The sequence below is a fragment of the Ampullimonas aquatilis genome (assembly GCF_049675895.1).
GTDB lineage: Bacteria > Pseudomonadota > Gammaproteobacteria > Burkholderiales > Burkholderiaceae_D > Ampullimonas > Ampullimonas aquatilis.
Genome location: NZ_CP183834.1, coordinates 1078535 through 1096153, shown reverse-complemented (window position 1 = coordinate 1096153; position 17619 = coordinate 1078535). Strand labels below are relative to the sequence as shown.

General features: G+C 51.6%; 15 protein-coding genes. 3 read left to right on the top strand and 12 right to left on the bottom strand.

Annotation, left to right across the window (positions count from 1 at the left end):
• Positions 1-125 precede the first annotated feature (125 nt).
• Together ACMYR3_RS05055 and ACMYR3_RS05050 are read left to right on the top strand one after the other, a co-directional pair.
• Positions 126-2144, top strand: coding sequence for a sensor histidine kinase (locus tag ACMYR3_RS05055; protein WP_424195122.1), 2019 nt, complete (start codon positions 126-128; stop codon positions 2142-2144).
• 53 nt (positions 2145-2197) lie between these two features.
• Positions 2198-2821: a response regulator transcription factor gene (locus tag ACMYR3_RS05050; RefSeq protein ID WP_424196374.1), complete on the top strand. Its 624-nt coding sequence runs from the start codon at positions 2198-2200 to the stop codon at positions 2819-2821.
• Between the two features lie 270 nt (positions 2822-3091).
• Here the strand turns inward: ACMYR3_RS05050 and cysM are convergent, their stop codons facing one another.
• The 12 genes from cysM to gyrA all read right to left on the bottom strand — a co-directional run bounded on the left by cysM (position 3092) and on the right by gyrA (position 16375).
• Positions 3092-3994, bottom strand: a complete 903-nt coding sequence (cysM, locus tag ACMYR3_RS05045; RefSeq protein WP_424195120.1) for a cysteine synthase CysM — start codon at positions 3992-3994, stop codon at positions 3092-3094.
• A 104-nt stretch (positions 3995-4098) separates the two neighbouring features.
• On the bottom strand, positions 4099-4356 hold the full coding sequence (locus tag ACMYR3_RS05040) for a ComEA family DNA-binding protein (protein WP_424195118.1): 258 nt from the start codon (positions 4354-4356) through the stop codon (positions 4099-4101).
• 176 nt (positions 4357-4532) lie between these two features.
• A complete protein-coding gene (gene lapB / locus ACMYR3_RS05035) occupies positions 4533-5762 on the bottom strand; it encodes a lipopolysaccharide assembly protein LapB (protein ID WP_424195116.1) in 1230 nt (409 codons plus the stop codon).
• A complete protein-coding gene (locus ACMYR3_RS05030) occupies positions 5762-6058 on the bottom strand; it encodes a lipopolysaccharide assembly protein LapA domain-containing protein (RefSeq protein WP_424195114.1) in 297 nt (98 codons plus the stop codon). The genes lapB and ACMYR3_RS05030 overlap by 1 nt, the downstream gene beginning before the upstream one ends.
• Positions 6055-6378 carry an integration host factor subunit beta gene (locus ACMYR3_RS05025; protein WP_424195112.1) on the bottom strand — a complete coding sequence of 108 codons (324 nt, stop codon included), beginning with the start codon at positions 6376-6378 and terminating at the stop codon, positions 6055-6057. The genes ACMYR3_RS05030 and ACMYR3_RS05025 overlap by 4 nt, the downstream gene beginning before the upstream one ends.
• A gap of 22 nt (positions 6379-6400) precedes the next feature.
• Positions 6401-8101 carry a 30S ribosomal protein S1 gene (rpsA, locus tag ACMYR3_RS05020; RefSeq protein ID WP_424195110.1) on the bottom strand — a complete coding sequence of 567 codons (1701 nt, stop codon included), beginning with the start codon at positions 8099-8101 and terminating at the stop codon, positions 6401-6403.
• A 125-nt stretch (positions 8102-8226) separates the two neighbouring features.
• Positions 8227-8907: a (d)CMP kinase gene (gene cmk, locus ACMYR3_RS05015; RefSeq protein WP_424195108.1), complete on the bottom strand. Its 681-nt coding sequence runs from the start codon at positions 8905-8907 to the stop codon at positions 8227-8229.
• Positions 8908-8916: 9 nt separating this feature from the next.
• Positions 8917-10221 (bottom strand): 3-phosphoshikimate 1-carboxyvinyltransferase, encoded by a 1305-nt coding sequence (aroA, locus tag ACMYR3_RS05010; RefSeq protein ID WP_424196372.1) that lies wholly within the window; start codon positions 10219-10221, stop codon positions 8917-8919.
• An 88-nt stretch (positions 10222-10309) separates the two neighbouring features.
• Positions 10310-11179 carry a prephenate dehydrogenase gene (locus ACMYR3_RS05005; RefSeq protein ID WP_424195106.1) on the bottom strand — a complete coding sequence of 290 codons (870 nt, stop codon included), beginning with the start codon at positions 11177-11179 and terminating at the stop codon, positions 10310-10312.
• A gap of 5 nt (positions 11180-11184) precedes the next feature.
• Entirely contained in the window at positions 11185-12282 is a 1098-nt protein-coding gene (gene pheA, locus ACMYR3_RS05000) for a prephenate dehydratase (RefSeq protein WP_424196370.1), read from the bottom strand.
• A gap of 103 nt (positions 12283-12385) precedes the next feature.
• Positions 12386-13477 (bottom strand): 3-phosphoserine/phosphohydroxythreonine transaminase, encoded by a 1092-nt coding sequence (gene serC, locus ACMYR3_RS04995; RefSeq protein ID WP_424195104.1) that lies wholly within the window; start codon positions 13475-13477, stop codon positions 12386-12388.
• Positions 13478-13756: 279 nt separating this feature from the next.
• Entirely contained in the window at positions 13757-16375 is a 2619-nt protein-coding gene (gene gyrA / locus ACMYR3_RS04990) for a DNA gyrase subunit A (RefSeq protein WP_424195102.1), read from the bottom strand.
• Positions 16376-16847: 472 nt separating this feature from the next.
• Between gyrA and ompA the strand changes: the two genes are divergently transcribed.
• Positions 16848-17534, top strand: a complete 687-nt coding sequence (ompA, locus tag ACMYR3_RS04985; protein WP_424195100.1) for an outer membrane protein OmpA — start codon at positions 16848-16850, stop codon at positions 17532-17534.
• Positions 17535-17619 lie beyond the last annotated feature (85 nt).

Genomic DNA, 17619 nt, shown 5'->3' with positions numbered 1-17619 from the left:
TGCATTGGTGTATTCTGCCAATCAATTAATCAATTGTCGTGTTCGGCATAGCAATCAATGCCAGCCTGGCCAACATAGCGATACCTCGTGAGGCCTGAAATCAACCAACTCAATCTATTATGGTGATGCAAGACAATCACTTAGAACCGCCTCCCGTCTCACCCGGTTGGGTATGGCTGGTACCCAATATCGCCATGGTGTTGGTACTGGTACTTTTGGCCACCCTGCTTTGGTTATCACATCGGCGTGATATTGAAGAACAGCATGACAACCTGATTGCCGACTTGCTCTGGGTCGAGCAGAACTTTCGTTTCAACCTTGAGCAAACCCAGCAATTACTCAGCGAAATTGGCCAGGAAACCCACGATAAACATCTCGATGCCAAGGACTTTGACAATCGTGTCCGCGCCCTGATCAAAAATCATGTCGAACTGGCACAAGTGACACTGCTTAATAAAGATAGCGTACTGGAGCAACAATACGCTCACGCCAATAACCCCACACCACTTCCCACCGAAAGCGTTGCGGCCGATGCTCAGCGTATCAGCCGTTTGATGGCCAAACCTGCCTACACCGGGGTTTATCAAACCAGTAATGGCCAGTACCGCTTTGCCTTGTATGCGCCCTTGTTTGATAACGGCCAGTTTGCGGGCCAGATTGTCGGCGAATATGCACTGCAAGGCATGATGAGCCAACTGGTGCCGTGGTGGTATGCACAAAAGTATCAACTCGCCATGCTGGATCTGGCGGGTAAAACCTTGCTCAGCAAATCCGCGGTGCCGGTCAATAATCCTGATCTGAGCTATAACCTGCCCCTAAGCTCACTCAACAATACCGTGATCCTGCGTGCGACTGCGTATAAAGAGCAAAGCAATCAGATTCGCAATCTGCTGATTTTGGCTATCCTTTTATTGGCGGTGATCAGTCTGTCGAGCTTGCTGGCTTTGCGGCGCCATATGCATCGACGGCTGGCCGCCGAAAAACAATTGCTGGCCGAGCATGCGTTTCGCCAAGCCATGGAAGATTCCATCATCACCGGCATGCGCGCCCGAGATCTGCAAGGCCGCACCACCTATGTGAACGCCGCCTTTTGTCAGATGACCGGCTATGCGGCCGACGAACTGCTGGGTCAGGTGCCACCCCACCCTTATTGGGCTTCCGAACATATGGAAGAGACTCAAGCCGCCCTTGAAAAAGTACTGGCCGGTGATGCCCCCAGCGAGGGTTTTGAATTGCGTTTCAGACACAAGAATGGCGACTATTTTGACGCACTGATCCATGAAGCCCCCCTGATTGATGCTGCGGGCAATCATACCGGCTGGATGGGTTCGGTACTCGACATCACCGAGCGCAAGCGCACTGAAGAGTTGAATCGGCAGCAACATGAACATCTGCAACTCACTGCCCGACTGGTCACCATGGGTGAGATGGCCTCCACCCTGGCGCATGAACTCAATCAACCACTCTCAGCCATCACCAGTTATTTAACCGGCGCACAAAATCATCTAGAGCGCGGCACACTGAAAGATACCGAACTGCGTCATGTGCTCGATACTGCTGCCACCCAGGCGCGTCGGGCCGGCAAGATCATCAGCCGCATTCATGAATTTGTGCGACGCCGCGAACCACGCCGCAAACGCTGCGCAATCAATCAGGTGGTGGAAGAAGCAGTCGGTTTTCTGGAAGCCGAAGCACGCAAAACCCATATCAATCTGCAGATGCAACTGGGCACTGATTTACCCCCCGTGCATGCCGATATGATCCTGCTGGTGCAAGTACTGGTCAATCTGATCAAAAATGGCATGGAAGCCATGCAGACCAGCAATATGAACAACAAAACCCTGCAAATCAGTACCGAGTTGTTGGGTAATCTGGTGCAGGTCAGCGTGATCGATCAAGGCCTGGGTATCCATGCCGAAGTGGCCGAAAAATTGTTCTCGGCTTTTTTCACCACCAAGGAAGTGGGCATGGGGATGGGCCTCAATATTTGCCGCTCGATTATTGAACTGCATCATGGTCAGCTATGGTTTGTACCCAATCCGGCTGGTGGCAGCATCTTCAGATTTACGCTGCCCATTGATGCTGCAGATAGTGACACTGTGCTGACCGAATCCACCCTCATCGCTACTGCGGTGCAGGATTGAGCCGAACCATTTAATTTTCATCAACCCCACTTCAACACGCACTGATAACGATGATGCCAACAGTCCCTGCCCAAGTCGTTCATATTGTTGATGACGATGCCGTGATCCGTGATGCCTTGCGCTGGCTCTTTGAATCACGCGGCATTGAAGCGCAGATCTATCCATCGGCAGAAGATTTCATCGCCCGTTACCAGGCCAGCACCACGATCGACTGCCTGGTACTGGACATGCGCATGGAGGCGATGAGCGGCCTTGAGTTACAGGATTATCTGCTGGCGCATGGCGTGCATGCGCCGATCCTGTTTTTATCCGGTCATGGCAATATTCCGCTGGTGGTCAATGCCTTGCAACGTGGTGCGATTGATTTCCTGGAAAAACCTTTCAACGACAATCAATTGGTCGACAAGGTGATTGCCGCACTCAACCGTGAAGCCCAACGCCGGGCACACCCCGGTCAGGCCGAAATCGTTGCACAGTTGTTTGAACGACTCACACCGCGGGAACGCGAAGTCATGCACGCGGTGCTCGAAGGCAAAATGAATAAGGTGATTGCCGATGAACTGGGCATCAGCATGCGTACGGTCGAAGTCCATCGCGCCCGGATTCTGGAAAAAATGGAGGTACGCAGCGCGGTGGAATTGGCGTCCTTGATTGCCCAGTCCAACAGCAAACCTTGAGCAATTTGTTTGAACAGCTGGCTAAATACAAATACAACGCTGGCTGCAAGGTTGAGTTCAGGCTAAAACCAGCGCATTCAATCCTCCCATTCACCCCTTTAGCGGCTGAATCAGTCATTGCCGCCCAAATAAAAATGGCCCGCTATAGGCCATTTTTACCTATACTCCCCATTAATAATTGAATGAATAGTCCGTATAGTGCATCAAATAACAGTTATTTAAAATACAGCTAGTCAGTATATAAAAATGCTGTTGCAAGCAGTGAGACGTTCAAGCGGGAAAAACATGCGTCGACAAATAACGGTCGCCACGGTCACAGACGATGAACACAATCGTCGCATTTTCCACTTCCTGGGCAACACGCAAGGCAATCTGGCAGGCACCGGCAGCCGATGGCCCACAAAAAATACCCTCTTCAGCCGCCAGGCGGCGCGCCATGAATTCGGCTTCAGTCTGGCTCACATATTCCAGACGATCAACCCGATCGGCTTCATAAATTTTGGGCAGATAGGCTTCCGGCCATTTGCGAATACCAGGAATTTGCGAACCGTCTTCCGGCTGGGCACCGACGATCTGAATCGCCTGATTTTTTTCCTTGAGATAACGTGACACACCGGTAATCGTGCCAGTGGTGCCCATGGCCGACACAAAGTGGGTAATGCGCCCTTCGGTTTCTGTCCAGATTTCCGGGCCGGTGCCTTCATAGTGCGCCAGCGGATTATCCGGATTCGCAAACTGGTCGAGGATGCGGCCCTTGCCATCTGCCTGCATCTGATCAGCCAGATCACGCGCGTATTCCATGCCGCCTTTTTGCGGTGTCAGAATGATCTCGGCACCAAACGCCTTCATGGTCTTGGTGCGCTCGATGGAGAGATTTTCGGGCATGATCAAAATCATTTTATAGCCACGAATCGCTGCGGCCATGGCCAGCGCAATGCCGGTATTGCCACTGGTCGCCTCGATGAGAGTGTCACCAGGTTTGATATCACCCCGCGTTTCAGCACGCTTGATCATGGAAATGGCTGGCCGATCCTTCACTGAACCAGCCGGATTGTCGCCTTCCAGCTTGCCCAAAATGATGTTATTGCGGCGCTGGTTGTCCGCGCCAGGAATGCGCATCAACTGCACAAGCGGGGTATTGCCAATGGTGTCTTCTATCGTTTTATAAGCCATGATCAGAATGCCGTGAGAGTCATCAATGACTTGATTGTAAGTCGATGCATCGCCAAAACAGCGTCTGACCATCGCTCACTTTAGACAGAATGGGATGATCCTTATTACTTTTGCGAAGGTTGAGTTGGCGCAACTATCAATCCTGCGGATAAGAGCTTCTCAACGCTCTTCATGCTCAATCCTTTGACGCGATTGGAAAGGTCTGCCGGCGTTGCAAACAGCGCCTTGTTACGTTCAGTCAGGATCAGTTCGACCTTGGCAGGCCCAAGACCAGGCAGGCTTTCCAATTGCGCGCGATCAGCGGTGTTGACATTCACCACTCGCTCCTGTGCCGAGCCGATTGGCAAATGCACAAGCAACATCAACAATATCAGAAGGTTGATTCGCCATCTGCCGATATCAAGCAGCTTGATTATTGTCTGACACAGAGGATTAGTTTTGATGAGCATATTGATTGTGGTCTTCAACTTGAACCATTCAATAAAAATCAGACTAGCAACGATTGAACTGACTCATACTGCAATCAGCCTGAAAGTATTTAGTCGTTGGTACGACGCAATGGCGAATAGGTATCCCAGTCATTGCAACCGGGGCATTGCCAGTAAAAACGCTTTGCTTTAAAACCGCAATGGCTGCACAGATAGCGCGCACCACGCCCACGTTGTTTGCTCAAGGTGGTTTGGATGAGTTGCAGTAATTCGCCATCCAGTGCCACAGCTGAGGAAGCGGCAATGTTATCCGATAGTTGGGCGGACGTTACCGCAGCATCTAACGCCGGCAACTTGGCGATTTCGGCTTCCAGCAAACGATCCAGTGCTGACAGCGATGCCGTTTTGGTGAGTTGGGTTTGCGCCAGTACTTCGGCGGACTCGGCACCATCAAAGGCCAGGGTGGCAGTAAACACCAGATCAAACAGCTCTTCCGACTTGGATTGCGCCAGATAGCCACGCAAGAGATTGAGGCCTGCTGACTGCTGACCAAGTGCTTTATGGGCAATGAGCAGCCGCTCCGCGACCAGTGGCAGATATTCCGGTGTCGCTTCAATTTCGCGCCATACAGCAATCGCTTTGTCATGTTGATGTTGCTGGGTCAGCACATCGCCCATCAGAATCATCGCGCGTACGCTATGGGTATTTTCAAGCCGCGCCAGATTCAGAAATTTTTCAGCACCTTTATAGTTTTGCTCCTGCAAGGCCTCCTCGGCCAGCTCGCAATAAAAATGCGCAATCTGGCTGTCAAACAGACGGGAATCATCACCGCGCAAACGCTGGGCGACATCAACTGCCTGATGCCACTCCTTACTACGCTGATAAATATCCAGCAAACCGGCTAAAGACTCAGCCTGATAACGGCCTTCCTGCAATTTGGTGAAGGCCTCTTCAGCACGATCATACAAACCCGCCTTGAGAAAATCCTGTCCCAATTCAAACAAGGCCTGCTCTTGCTGGCGCAATGGTAAATCCTGGCGATTCAATAAATTTTGATGAACACGGATGGCGCGCTCAGTCTCACCGCGACGGCGAAATAAATTGCCCAAAGCAAAATGCAGTTCGACCGTTTCCGGACTCAAACGCACCACATCAATAAAGGCATCAACAGCACGATCAGGTTGATCGTTGAGCAGAAAATTAAGACCGCGAAAATAGGAACGTGGCAAGGCGCGCGATTCACTGAGCAGATTTTTCAAATCAAGGCGCGCCGATAACCAACCCAATGCAAACAGCAAAGGAATGGCAAGTAACCACCAGAGTTCAAATTCGAGCCGCATCAGCGATTCCAGATACGCAAGCGGGAATCAGGCGCCAGCGGTTTATTGCTGGTGCTGGGTGGTGGCTGGGTACTCAAGGTGGCAATTTCTTTGCGGGCCCGTGCATAGCGTGGCAGCAAGGCCAAAATACCAAGAAGAATACCAGCCAGAAAAAAGACCAGCACGATCAGAATAAGGGGTGCCTGCCAGACATAACCCATGAAAAAACGCAGCGTCACTGCGCTGGTATTATTCAAGGCCAGCAGAAAAAGAAAGACAAAAACAATGATGCGGACAATCCAGACGAGTGCGTTCATTCGTCGTCATCAACAGGTGTGTTGAGAATTTGGGTACCGGTTTGTGCATCCACTTTTTGGCGCAACTCTTTACCGGGTTTGAAATGCGGGACACTTTTTTCAGGCACCATGACTTGCTCGCCTGATTTGGGATTACGCCCAACGCGAGGGGGACGACGGTTCAGGCTAAAACTGCCAAAACCACGAATCTCGATACGATGCCCATATGCCAAGGCATTGGACATCGCATCAAGAATCATTTTGACTGACATGTCGGCGTCTTTGGCCGCCAGTTGCGGAAAACGAGCTGCAAGGCGTTCAATCAACTCCGACTTTGTCATATCTATCCTATCGGCTTACTGATTACTGACCCAACTTAGCCTTGAGCAAAGCGCCCAGGTTAGTTGTACCGGAAGCAGCATTGCTGTCAGTGGACAGTTTTTGCATGGCTTCCTGTTGATCAGCGCTATCTTTCGCCTTGACGGACAGGTTGATGCTACGTGCTTTGCGATCAACGTTGACAATCATCGCAGAAACAGTTTCACCTTCTTTCAGCACATTACGGGCATCTTCAACGCGGTCGCGAGAAATCTCGGAAGCACGCAGATAACCTTCAACGTCATCAGCCAGACCAATCACAGCACCTTTGGCATCGATGGATTTCACAGTACCGTTAACGATGGCACCTTTGTCATTCATGGATACATAGCTGTTGAAAGGATCACCTTCGAGCTGTTTAACGCCCAAGCTGATACGCTCACGTTCAACATCGATGGCCAGCACAACGGCTTCGAGCTCGTCACCTTTCTTGAACTTGCGAACCGCTTCTTCACCAGTTTCATTCCAGGACAGATCAGACAAGTGCACCAGACCGTCAATATTGCCAGTCAGACCGATGAACACGCCAAAGTCAGTGATGGACTTGATTGCGCCCTTGACCTTGTCACCTTTTTTGAAGTTCAGCGCAAAGTCATCCCAAGGATTGGCTTTGCACTGTTTCATGCCCAGGCTGATACGACGACGTTCTTCGTCGATTTCCAGAACCATGACTTCCACTTCGTCGCCCAATTGAACCACTTTGGAAGGTGCCACGTTTTTGTTAGTCCAGTCCATTTCGGAAACGTGAACCAGACCTTCAATGCCTTGTTCAACTTCAACGAATGCACCGTAGTCAGTCAGGTTAGTGACTTTACCGAACAGACGTGTACTTTGTGGGTAACGACGTGCCAAACCGCTCCATGGATCATCGCCCAATTGTTTGATACCCAGTGAAACACGGTTTTTATCTTGATCGTACTTGAGAATCTTGGCGGTGACTTCCTGGCCCACTGTGAGCACTTCGGAAGGATGACGCACACGACGCCATGCCAGATCAGTGATGTGTAACAGACCATCGATACCACCGAGGTCAACGAATGCGCCGTAGTCAGTGATGTTTTTCACTACACCAGTTACTACGGTACCTTCTTTCAGGTTTTCCAGCAGTTTGGCGCGCTCTTCACCTTGTGAAGCCTCAACTACTGCGCGACGTGACAACACAACGTTGTTACGTTTGCGATCCAGTTTGATGACCTTGAATTCCATGGTCTTGCCTTCAAACGGTGTGGTGTCCTTGATAGGACGTGTATCCACCAATGAACCAGGCAAGAAGGCACGGATGCCGTTGGCCATGACAGTCAGACCGCCTTTAACTTTACCAGTAATGGTACCGGTCACCAGTTCGCCAGACTCCAGCGCTTTTTCCAGTGACAGCCAGGAAGCCAGACGCTTGGCCTTGTCACGGGACAACATGGTGTCGCCAAAACCGTTTTCGAGTGAATCGATGGCAACGGATACGAAGTCACCGACCTGAACTTCCAGTTCGCCCTGGTCGTTCTTGAATTCTTCCAGAGGGATAAAAGCCTCGGACTTGAGACCTGCGTTCACCACAACAAAGTTGTAGTCAACACGCACGACTTCACCGGTAATCACTTCACCAGTGCGCATTTCGGCACGGGCTAAGGATTCCTCAAACAAGGCGGCAAATGATTCTGGATTTTCTGTAGTATTGGAAAGATTGGACATACATTCTCACTTTACTGGATCGACGTGTGACGCTGACCGTTTCGACCAGTGCCCGACAAAATCGGGGGTTAGGTTAATCAACGTGGCACATCAGGCGATGCCACCACACCAACAATTTGCCAACTTCAGTCAGTACCTTTTTGGTACCAACCCACCACCGTGGCGATGGCAGTTTCGACGCTCATATGACTGGTATCCAGCATATGTGCATCAGCGGCAGGCTTGAGCGGAGCAATCGCGCGGGATGAATCTCGTGCATCTCGCTCTTTCAAATCAGCCAAAAGACTATCAAATATAACCGAAATTCCCTTTTCTTTCAATTGCTTAAATCGCCTTTGCGCGCGCGCATCCACACTGGCGGTTAAAAACACCTTGAGCGGCGCTTCCGGGAAAATCACCGTACCCATATCGCGACCATCGGCAACCAGACCCGGTGCGACCAAAAAATCGCGTTGACGACTCAATAAAGCCGTCCGAATTGCCGGAAAAACCGACAGTCGGGAAGCCAGATTGCCCACTGCTTCGGTACGAATCATGTCGTCCACATCGGCACCATAGAGCCAGATATGGGTACCAGTAAAACGAATATCGAGTTGGCTGGCCATGCCAGCCAATGCGGCCAGATTGGTTTCGGCAATATCCTGATCCAGCACTGCCAATCCAGCCTGCGTGGCAGCCAACGCCGCCAGACGATATAACGCACCTGAATCAAGATAATGGAAACCGAGCCGTTCGGCCACGCCTGCAGCGACCGTGCCCTTGCCCGAGGCCGTTGGTCCGTCGATGGTAATTACTGGAATTGTCATGGTGTCGGTTCAGCTGGCGATCTGCGCCAGCGCAGCAAAATAATCGGGAAAGGTTTTGGCAACACATTTTGGGTCGTTGATGCGTACCTTGGCCGGGCCAAAAGCAGCCAGTGAAAAACACATGGCCATGCGATGATCGTCATAGGTATCAATCGCGGCCGCAGACCATTGCAATGGCGGTGTGACCTTAATATAGTCAGCTCCCTCTTCCACAATGGCACCCAACTTGCGCAGCTCAATGGCCATGGCGGCCAGTCGATCAGTTTCCTTGACACGCCAGCTGGCAATATTGCGCAAAGTGCTGGTGCCATTGGCAAACAGCGCCAATACCGCAATCGTCATGGCCGCATCGGGAATATGATTGAAGTCGGCATCAATCGCCTGCAATTGCCCGCGGCCAGGACTGGAAGCTTCGATCCAGTTATCGCCCATCTCGATTTTGGCACCCATCAGGGTCAGCATCTCGGCAAAGCGCACATCACCCTGAATGCTCTGGCATCCGACACCTTCAACACGAACCGGCTGGTCGGCCTGCGCAGCCAACGCCCCTGCTGCCAAAAAATAGGAAGCAGACGACGCATCGCCTTCCACATAAATTTCTTGCGGACTGACATAAGCCGCATTGGGCACCTTGAAACTTGACCAACCGTCACGCTCAACTGTAATACCAAAACGCTGCAGGAGATTTAAGGTGATATCGATATAAGGTTTGGAGATCAACTCCCCAACCACCTTGATTTCCGCCATACCCAACGGTGTTGTGACCATTGGCAGCGCCAGTAGCAGGGCCGTCAAGAACTGGCTGGACACGTCACCGCGCACCTTGATGGGCCGACTGGCGTCAATCGTACTGGGCAGGATGCGCAACGGTGGATAGCCAACTGTTTGCAGATAATCCACCCGTGCGCCAAGTTGTCGCAAGGCATCGACCAGATCACCAATAGGACGCTCGTGCATCCGCGCCACACCCGTCAGGCTATAGTGCCCTCCCATAATGGCCAATGCCGCCGTCAGCGGACGAATTGCAGTGCCGGCATTGCCCATAAACAGATCTGCCTGCCTGTTGGGAAAACGGCTAGCACAACCAGCAACGTCATAGCTATTGCCCTGCTCAAGCTGTGTTACCACTACCCCCAGACTCTTGAGTGCGGCCAGCATGACCTGAGTATCTTCCGAGTCAAGCAGATCATGAATGCGAGTATTGCCCTGCGCCAACGCAGCCAATAGCAAGATGCGGTTGGAGATGCTTTTGGAGCCTGGCAATTTGATATTGCCTTGCGCTGTTTGGTAGTGGGGTAAATCCAGATAAGCCACTGTGATGTCCAGAAAATAGGTTGGTATTTGATTCAATCAATGCAGTTTGCGTGGACTTGCTATTCAGCAATCAAGAACACGCCATTGCTTATTTTTCAAGCGAGCTCTGCCAGGTTTGGCGAGCTTGACTGGCATTGGCAAAAATTGCTTCCAATGCCGCACCATCGCCATTTTTGATCAGCAGCCGCAAACGCGCCAGCGCGTCCATATAACTTTCCAGCTCGACCAGCAAGGCCGCACGATTGCCCAAGGCAATATCACGCCACATTTCGGGGCTACTACCGGCAATCCGGGTAAAGTCACGAAAACCACTGGCGGCAAACTGAAACAGCAATTCGGCATGAGGCTTTCTGGTGATGTCATCGACCAAGGCAAACGCCAGCAAATGCGGCAGATGCGACACACTCGCAAAAATCGCATCATGTTCTTCCGGCGTCAACTGCCACAGCAGTGCACCCGTCTGCTGCCAAACCCGCGCCACCAGCTCGACAGCGCTATCCGCATTTTCGGCCAGGCGTGTAATCACCACTTTTTTGCCAACGTATAAATCAGCCAGGGCACCGGCAACTCCGGATACTTCTCTGCCAGCAATCGGATGGGCAGGTACAAACTGGGCAATCTGTTCACCCAGCGCGCGACGCGCTGCCGCAATCACATCGGCTTTGGTGCTACCGGTATCGCTAATGATGGTGCTCGCCTGCAAATAGGGCTTGATGCTGGATAAGGTCGCTTCCGTCTGTGCCACTGGCACTGCCAACAAGATGAGATCAGCATTTTGCACGGCATCGGCCACATTGCTGGCGATGCGATCGATCACACCCATTTGCAAAGCTTTTTCCAGCGAACTCGCGGAGCGGCCAACGCCAACAATTTCATCAACGACACCCGCTTTTTTGAGCGCAAGCGCCAATGATCCGCCGATCAGCCCAACCCCAAAAATGGCTATTTTTTTGAACATAAACCTTAACCCGCCGACTTGGGATAGGAGCCCAGCACCTTCATGAAGGCGGCCTGCTGCTGCAACTGATCAAGCGCCTGCATCACGTTGGCATCTTGCTGATGGCCTTCAATATCCACGTAAAAATAATATTCCCAGGCACCCTGACGAGCCGGCCGAGACTCCAATCGCGTCATGGAAACACCATGATCGGCAAGTGGTTGCAACAAGGCAACCACAGCTCCTGGCTGATTGGGAACCGACAGAATCATGGAGGTCTGATCATGGCCATTTTGGCCACTTGCACCTGTTTCATCATGACCTACCACCAGAAAGCGCGTCTTGTTATGCGCATCATCCTGAATATGACTGGCCACGGCCCTGACGTTATATACGGTGACAGCCGCGTCACCGGCTATGCCCGCAATAGCGGGATCATCTTGCGCCATGCGCACGGCCTCGGCATTGCTGGCGACCGACTGGCGCGCCAGTTGCGGATAATGCTGATTGAGCCAGCGCTGGCACTGTGCCAGTGCTTGCGAGTGCGCACAAATGGTCGTGACCTGAGTCATCTCACCCGACTGGGTATAGAGCGTATGATGAATCGGCAAAGCGACCTCACCACTAATTTTGAGCGGAGTTTGCAACAGCAGATCCAGCGTGCGCGATACCGCGCCTTCGCTGGAATTTTCTACCGGTATCACGCCAAAATCGGCCGCACCAGACTCCGTAGCCCGAAATACTTCATCAATGGTTGGGCAAGCCAGTACCTCGACACTGCGGCCAAAATAACTGAATACGGCCTGCTCGGAATACGTACCCGCCGGACCCAGACAAGCCACCACACAGCGCTTTTCCAGTGCCCGACAAGCCGACATGATTTCACGCCAGATGGCGGCGATGCCATCTGCCAGCAAAGGCCCCTGATTGGCAGCAGCAACCCGAGCAATCACTTGCAGTTCGCGCTCAGGCCGAAACACCGGCGCATTGAATTCTTTTTTGACTTCGCCAACCTGGTGGGCGACTTGGGCGCGCTGATTGAGCAGTGCCAGAATCTGGGCATCCAGCGTATCAATCTGTTCACGCAGAGGTCGTAGTTGCTCGTCCTGTCGTTGCTCGTCCATATCTGGCCTATGATGGGTATCGCTCATGAAGTCCATTATTTGATCATGCGCTGTGAATGACTGAATGACATTTCTTTAATATTTCAATATTCGGTGTAGCCACTTAAGCGCGCCGCTCAAATTCACGCATGAATTCAATCAGTGTCTCTACGCCCTCCCGTGGCATCGCATTGTAGAGCGAGGCACGCATGCCGCCGACACTTTTGTGTCCCTTGATTTGAATCAGTCCGGCTTCGCGAGCCTGTACCAGAAAGGCTTCATTATGCGATTCATCCTTGAGAAAGAACGGGATATTCATCCGCGAACGACAGGCCGGATCAACCCGATTTTCAAAGAAGCTGCTTTGTGCCAGAAAATCATAAAACAGTTTGGCTTTGGCGATATTGCGTTGTTCCATGGTCAGCACACCACCCTCGGCCTTGAGCCACTTGAATACCAGACCAGCAATATAAATCGCATAAGTCGGTGGCGTGTTGTACATGGAGTCATTGTCAGCCACCAGCTGGTAATCAAAGGCCGACGGACAATGTGGCTCGGCTTTGCCGATCAGATCGTCACGCACAATCACTATCGTCAGGCCAGCGGGGCCGATATTTTTTTGCGCACCGGCAAACACCACACCAAAGCGGCTGACATCCAAGGGACGCGAGAGAATATGCGATGACGCATCGACCACCAGCGGTGCCTGATAACCCCGTGCCGCCAGATCTGGCACCTCATGAAACTCAACGCCACCAATGGTTTCATTGCCACAGTAATGCAAGTAAGCGGCATCGTTGGACAACTGCCAATCCACCACTGGCGGGATGGACGTAAAGCCATCGGCTGCACTACTCGCCACCACATTGGCAGTAGCATAACGCTGCGCTTCTTTAATCGACTTGCCTGACCAGGCACCGGTATGGACAAAATCAATCTTGCGTTTACCGCGTAGCAGATTCAAGGGAATGATGGCATTGGCGGCTAACCCACCACCCTGCATGAACAAAATTTTGTAGTTGGCCGGTACGGCAAGCAGTTCACGCAAATCAGCCTCAGCCTCAGCGGCAATACTGATAAACTCCTTGCCGCGATGGCTCATTTCCATCACGCTCATACCTGATCCATGCCAGTCGAGCATTTCGCTGGCAGCCTGCTGTAAAACGGCTTGTGGCAAAACCGCCGGACCGGCGGAAAAATTAAAAATGCGTGTCATAACCGGGTTGTAAAGTATTTACTTAAATCTCAAGCTTATTGAAGACATTCAGCTGGTTTTTTAGCAGCCATGTCAGGTTCCTCACAAGGACTGCCAAGACCTTGAATAAATCCTCAAAGAAGTCTCGATTAGCCCATACTGTTAGGGAGTAAGTTAATAAACAAGCCTCTATAGTCCGTATTCAAAGGGGCTATTTTTTTACTACCCATCAGTATCAAAACAAGCTGACCAGCAAAGTTGGCGGCCACACCCATCTAGTGCAGCCATCCAACTCAACGATTATTCGTCAGCCGCTGCTGGCGGCTCGCTGGCATCACCCGCTGCACCATCACCTTCCAGTGCTTCAACCACCTCATCGGTTTCAACAATGCGTTGCAAGCCAGACAGTTTGGTGCCGTCATCCACAGAAATCAAGGTGACACCTTGTGTGGCCCGGCCCATTTCACGAATCTCGGCAACACGGGTTCGCACCAGCACACCACCGGTTGTGATCAGCATGATTTCATCACTGGTTTCCACCAGCGTGGCTGCGACCACTTTACCGTTACGCTCTGATGTCTGAATCGCAATCATGCCCTTGGTACCGCGGCCATGACGGGTATACTCGGTGATTGGCGTGCGTTTGCCAAAACCATTTTCAGTGGCAGTCAACACGCTTTGCTGTTCGTTCTCGGCCACCAGCAAGGCAATCACCTGCTGACCTTCTTCAAGCTGCATACCACGTACACCACGCGCTTCACGGCCCATGGCACGGACATCGTTTTCATCAAAACGGACCGCTTTACCCGAATCGGAGAACAGCATCACATCATGCTGACCATCGGTGATGGCGGCACCAATCAGGTAATCACCCTCATCCAGACCAACGGCGATAATGCCGCGCTTCATTGGACGGCTGAAATCTTGCAAGGCGGTTTTCTTGACGGTGCCCTGGCTGGTGGCCATGAAGACAAAGTGCTCGGAATCAAATACCTTGATCGGTAATACCACCGTAATTTTTTCACCATCCACTAACGGGAACATATTGATGATGGGGCGACCACGGGAATTGCGTGAGCCCTGCGGTACTTCATACACCTTGAGCCAATAGACCCGGCCACGATTACTAAAGCACAGAATCGTGTCATGCGTGTTGGCTATGAAGAGCTGATCAATCCAGTCGTCTTCTTTGGTTGCCGTCGCCTGCTTGCCGCGGCCACCACGTTTTTGGGCGCGGTATTCGGACAAGGGCTGGCTCTTGATATAGCCACCATGCGACAAGGTCACCACCATGTCTTGCGGGGTGATGAGGTCTTCATCACTCATATCGGTGGCGTTGAGAACAATCTCGGAACGACGGGCATCGCCAAACTCATTGCGAATTGCCTCAATCTCTTCGCGGATGATGGTATTGATACGCTCTGGCTTGGCCAGAATATCCAGCAAGTCGGCAATCTCGGCCATGATCTCGCCGTATTCAGAAACAATCTTGTCCTGCTCCAGACCGGTCAAACGTTGCAGACGCATCTGCAAAATTTCCTGTGCCTGCACCTCTGACAAACGATAGCCATCGGACTGCAAACCATAAATGTCATCCAGACCAGCGGGACGATACGCGCTGACATCCTTGCCATCACCCACCCGTGCCAACATCTCACGCACCACGGTCGATTCCCAGGTACGCGCCATCAATTGCTGTTTGGCGATGGGTGGCGTCGGCGCGGCCTTGATCAGCGCAATCATCTCATCCACATTGGCCAGCGCCACCGCCAGGCCTTCCAAGACATGACCGCGTTCACGTGCTTTGCGCAACTCGAAAATGGTACGACGAGTTACCACTTCACGGCGATGATTGATAAAGGCATCAAGCATCTGCTTCAGGTTGAGCAGACGTGGTTGACCATCCAGCAAGGCCACCATGTTCATGCCAAAGGTGTCTTGCAGTTGCGTATTCTTATACAGATTGTTGAGTACCACTTCTGGCACTTCACCGCGCTTCAGCTCAATCACAACGCGCATGCCTGATTTATCTGATTCATCCTGGATATGACTGATGCCTTCCAGTTTCTTTTCTTGCACAAGTTCGGCAATGCGTTCCAGCAAACTCTTTTTGTTGACCTGATACGGCAGCTCATCAACGATGATGGCCATGCGCTGACCACGATCAATTTCTTCAAAGTGCGTCTTGGCACGCATCACCACACGGCCACGGCCCGTGCGATAACCTTCCCGCACACCTGACACACCATAGATAATACCGGCCGTTGGAAAGTCCGGAGCCGGCACAATCTCGATCAACTCATCAATCGTTGCATCAGGATTTTTAAGCAGATGCAAACAGGCATCCACAATCTCATTCAGGTTATGTGGTGGAATGTTGGTCGCCATCCCCACGGCAATACCGGACGAGCCATTGATCAGCAGATTGGGAATCTTGGCCGGTAAAACCACTGGCTCACGTTCCTGGCCATCATAGTTAGGCACAAAATCGACCGTTTCCTTGTCGAGATCGGCAATCATGGCCTCGGCAATCTTAGCCAGTCTGACCTCGGTATAACGTGAAGCCGCAGCGTTATCACCATCAACCGAACCAAAGTTACCCTGACCATCAATCAGTGGGTAACGCAATGAAAAACTCTGCGCCATCCGCACCATGGTGTCATAAATGGCAGCATCGCCATGCGGGTGATACTTACCCATGACATCACCGGACACCCTGGCCGATTTTTTATAGGGCCGATTGGAATGGTTGCCCAGTTCATTCATACCATACAGTACGCGCCGATGAACCGGCTTCAAACCGTCGCGCACATCGGGCAAGGCACGCCCGACAATCACGCTCATGGCATAGTCAAGATAGGAACGGCGCATTTCTTCTTCCAGGCTGACTGGAAGCGTTTCTTTGGCGAATGAATCCATGCGTTAAGTGACTTTGATGATCTCAAGTAATGAGCCCGAAGGCATATTCAGCACCCTTGACAGGGCTGATAGTTAAGCTGGCTATTCTAGCATTCCCCGCTGCAGCGACAGCGTTTTGTCAGAACTGTCCGAGTGGACTGTCAGACGGGATGAAGCAGTCGCCGTAACGTCAGGAAAATACGTCAGCTTTGTTGCGATAGCACAACAAAAAGACAGAATATGGCTGATTCCCCTTCGACAGCGCACAGACAGCCCAAGTCCCTATGGCAAAATCGCTGTGTCGGCTTTAACTATACGAATCAGCTGATTCCAAGTCGTTCGAAAATCTGTCTTGTTCACGTGAGACAAGTCTGCCCCAAAATACTACATGGGGTATGGCCTGAATGACGTGGAAAAATCAGGGTTTCGTGTATACTCGCTTAAAGTTTTTAATAGTTGTGTCCTGTAACGAACTCGTCATGAGAGGGAAAACATGAAAAAATCAATGAAGTTGGCTTATTTGGTAGCCTCCATCGCGGTTGCCGCATCTGCTGGCTCTGCTTACGCCCAACAAGATATCAAGGGTAATCCTCCAGACAGCGGTTATGTACTTGATAACCGCGGCAATGTTGTTGTGGATCCATTTGGTCTTTGCTGGCGCGATGGTTACTGGACTCCAGCTCACGTCAATGTTGAAGGTTGCGACGGTTACAAAAAACCAGTTCCAGTCGTTGCTCCAGCACCTGCGCCAGCTGCTCCAACCCCTGCTCCAGCCGCTGCCCCTGTAGTTGTTGTACCTACCAGCGAAAAAGTCACTTTTGCTGCTGACGCTTTCTTTGATTTCAACAAAGCAACGTTGAAACCAGAAGCCAAGGTCAAAATGGACGACATGGTTTCCAAACTGGGTGATGTCAATCTGGAAGTGATCATTGCTGTTGGTCATACCGACTCAATCGGTAGCGATGCTTATAACCAAAAACTGTCCATCAAACGTGCAGAAGCCGTTAAAGCTTATCTGGTCAGCAAAGGTATCGAAGCTAACCGCGTATACACCGAAGGTAAAGGCAAGAAACAGCCTGTCGCGCCAAACACTATCAATGGCAAAGACAATCCTGAAGGTCGTGCGAAAAACCGTCGTGTAGAGATCGAAGTGGTCGGTACACGTCCGGTCAAGAAGTAATCAATAAGTAGTTGAAAAGCCCTGCTCACGCAGGGCTTTTTTTTTGCCTAATATGCTCTGTCCTGCCGTTTTGCGTTAATCTGAC

Bases quoted from the DNA above. Each gene is read 5' to 3' on its own strand.
- ompA (WP_424195100.1), top strand. From the start codon at position 16,848: ATGAAAAAATCAATGAAGTTGGCTTATTTGGTAGCCTCCATCGCGGTT.
- ACMYR3_RS05055 (WP_424195122.1), top strand. From the start codon at position 126: ATGCAAGACAATCACTTAGAACCGCCTCCCGTCTCACCCGGTTGGGTA.
- ACMYR3_RS05005 (WP_424195106.1), bottom strand. From the start codon at position 11,179: ATGTTCAAAAAAATAGCCATTTTTGGGGTTGGGCTGATCGGCGGATCA.
- pheA (WP_424196370.1), bottom strand. From the start codon at position 12,282: ATGGACGAGCAACGACAGGACGAGCAACTACGACCTCTGCGTGAACAG.
- rpsA (WP_424195110.1), bottom strand. From the start codon at position 8,101: ATGTCCAATCTTTCCAATACTACAGAAAATCCAGAATCATTTGCCGCC.
- cmk (WP_424195108.1), bottom strand. From the start codon at position 8,907: ATGACAATTCCAGTAATTACCATCGACGGACCAACGGCCTCGGGCAAG.
- ACMYR3_RS05050 (WP_424196374.1), top strand. From the start codon at position 2,198: ATGCCAACAGTCCCTGCCCAAGTCGTTCATATTGTTGATGACGATGCC.
- gyrA (WP_424195102.1), bottom strand. From the start codon at position 16,375: ATGGATTCATTCGCCAAAGAAACGCTTCCAGTCAGCCTGGAAGAAGAA.
- ACMYR3_RS05040 (WP_424195118.1), bottom strand. From the start codon at position 4,356: ATGTTGCTTGTGCATTTGCCAATCGGCTCGGCACAGGAGCGAGTGGTG.
- cysM (WP_424195120.1), bottom strand. From the start codon at position 3,994: ATGGCTTATAAAACGATAGAAGACACCATTGGCAATACCCCGCTTGTG.
- ACMYR3_RS05025 (WP_424195112.1), bottom strand. From the start codon at position 6,378: ATGACAAAGTCGGAGTTGATTGAACGCCTTGCAGCTCGTTTTCCGCAA.
- lapB (WP_424195116.1), bottom strand. From the start codon at position 5,762: ATGCGGCTCGAATTTGAACTCTGGTGGTTACTTGCCATTCCTTTGCTG.
- ACMYR3_RS05030 (WP_424195114.1), bottom strand. From the start codon at position 6,058: ATGAACGCACTCGTCTGGATTGTCCGCATCATTGTTTTTGTCTTTCTT.
- serC (WP_424195104.1), bottom strand. From the start codon at position 13,477: ATGACACGCATTTTTAATTTTTCCGCCGGTCCGGCGGTTTTGCCACAA.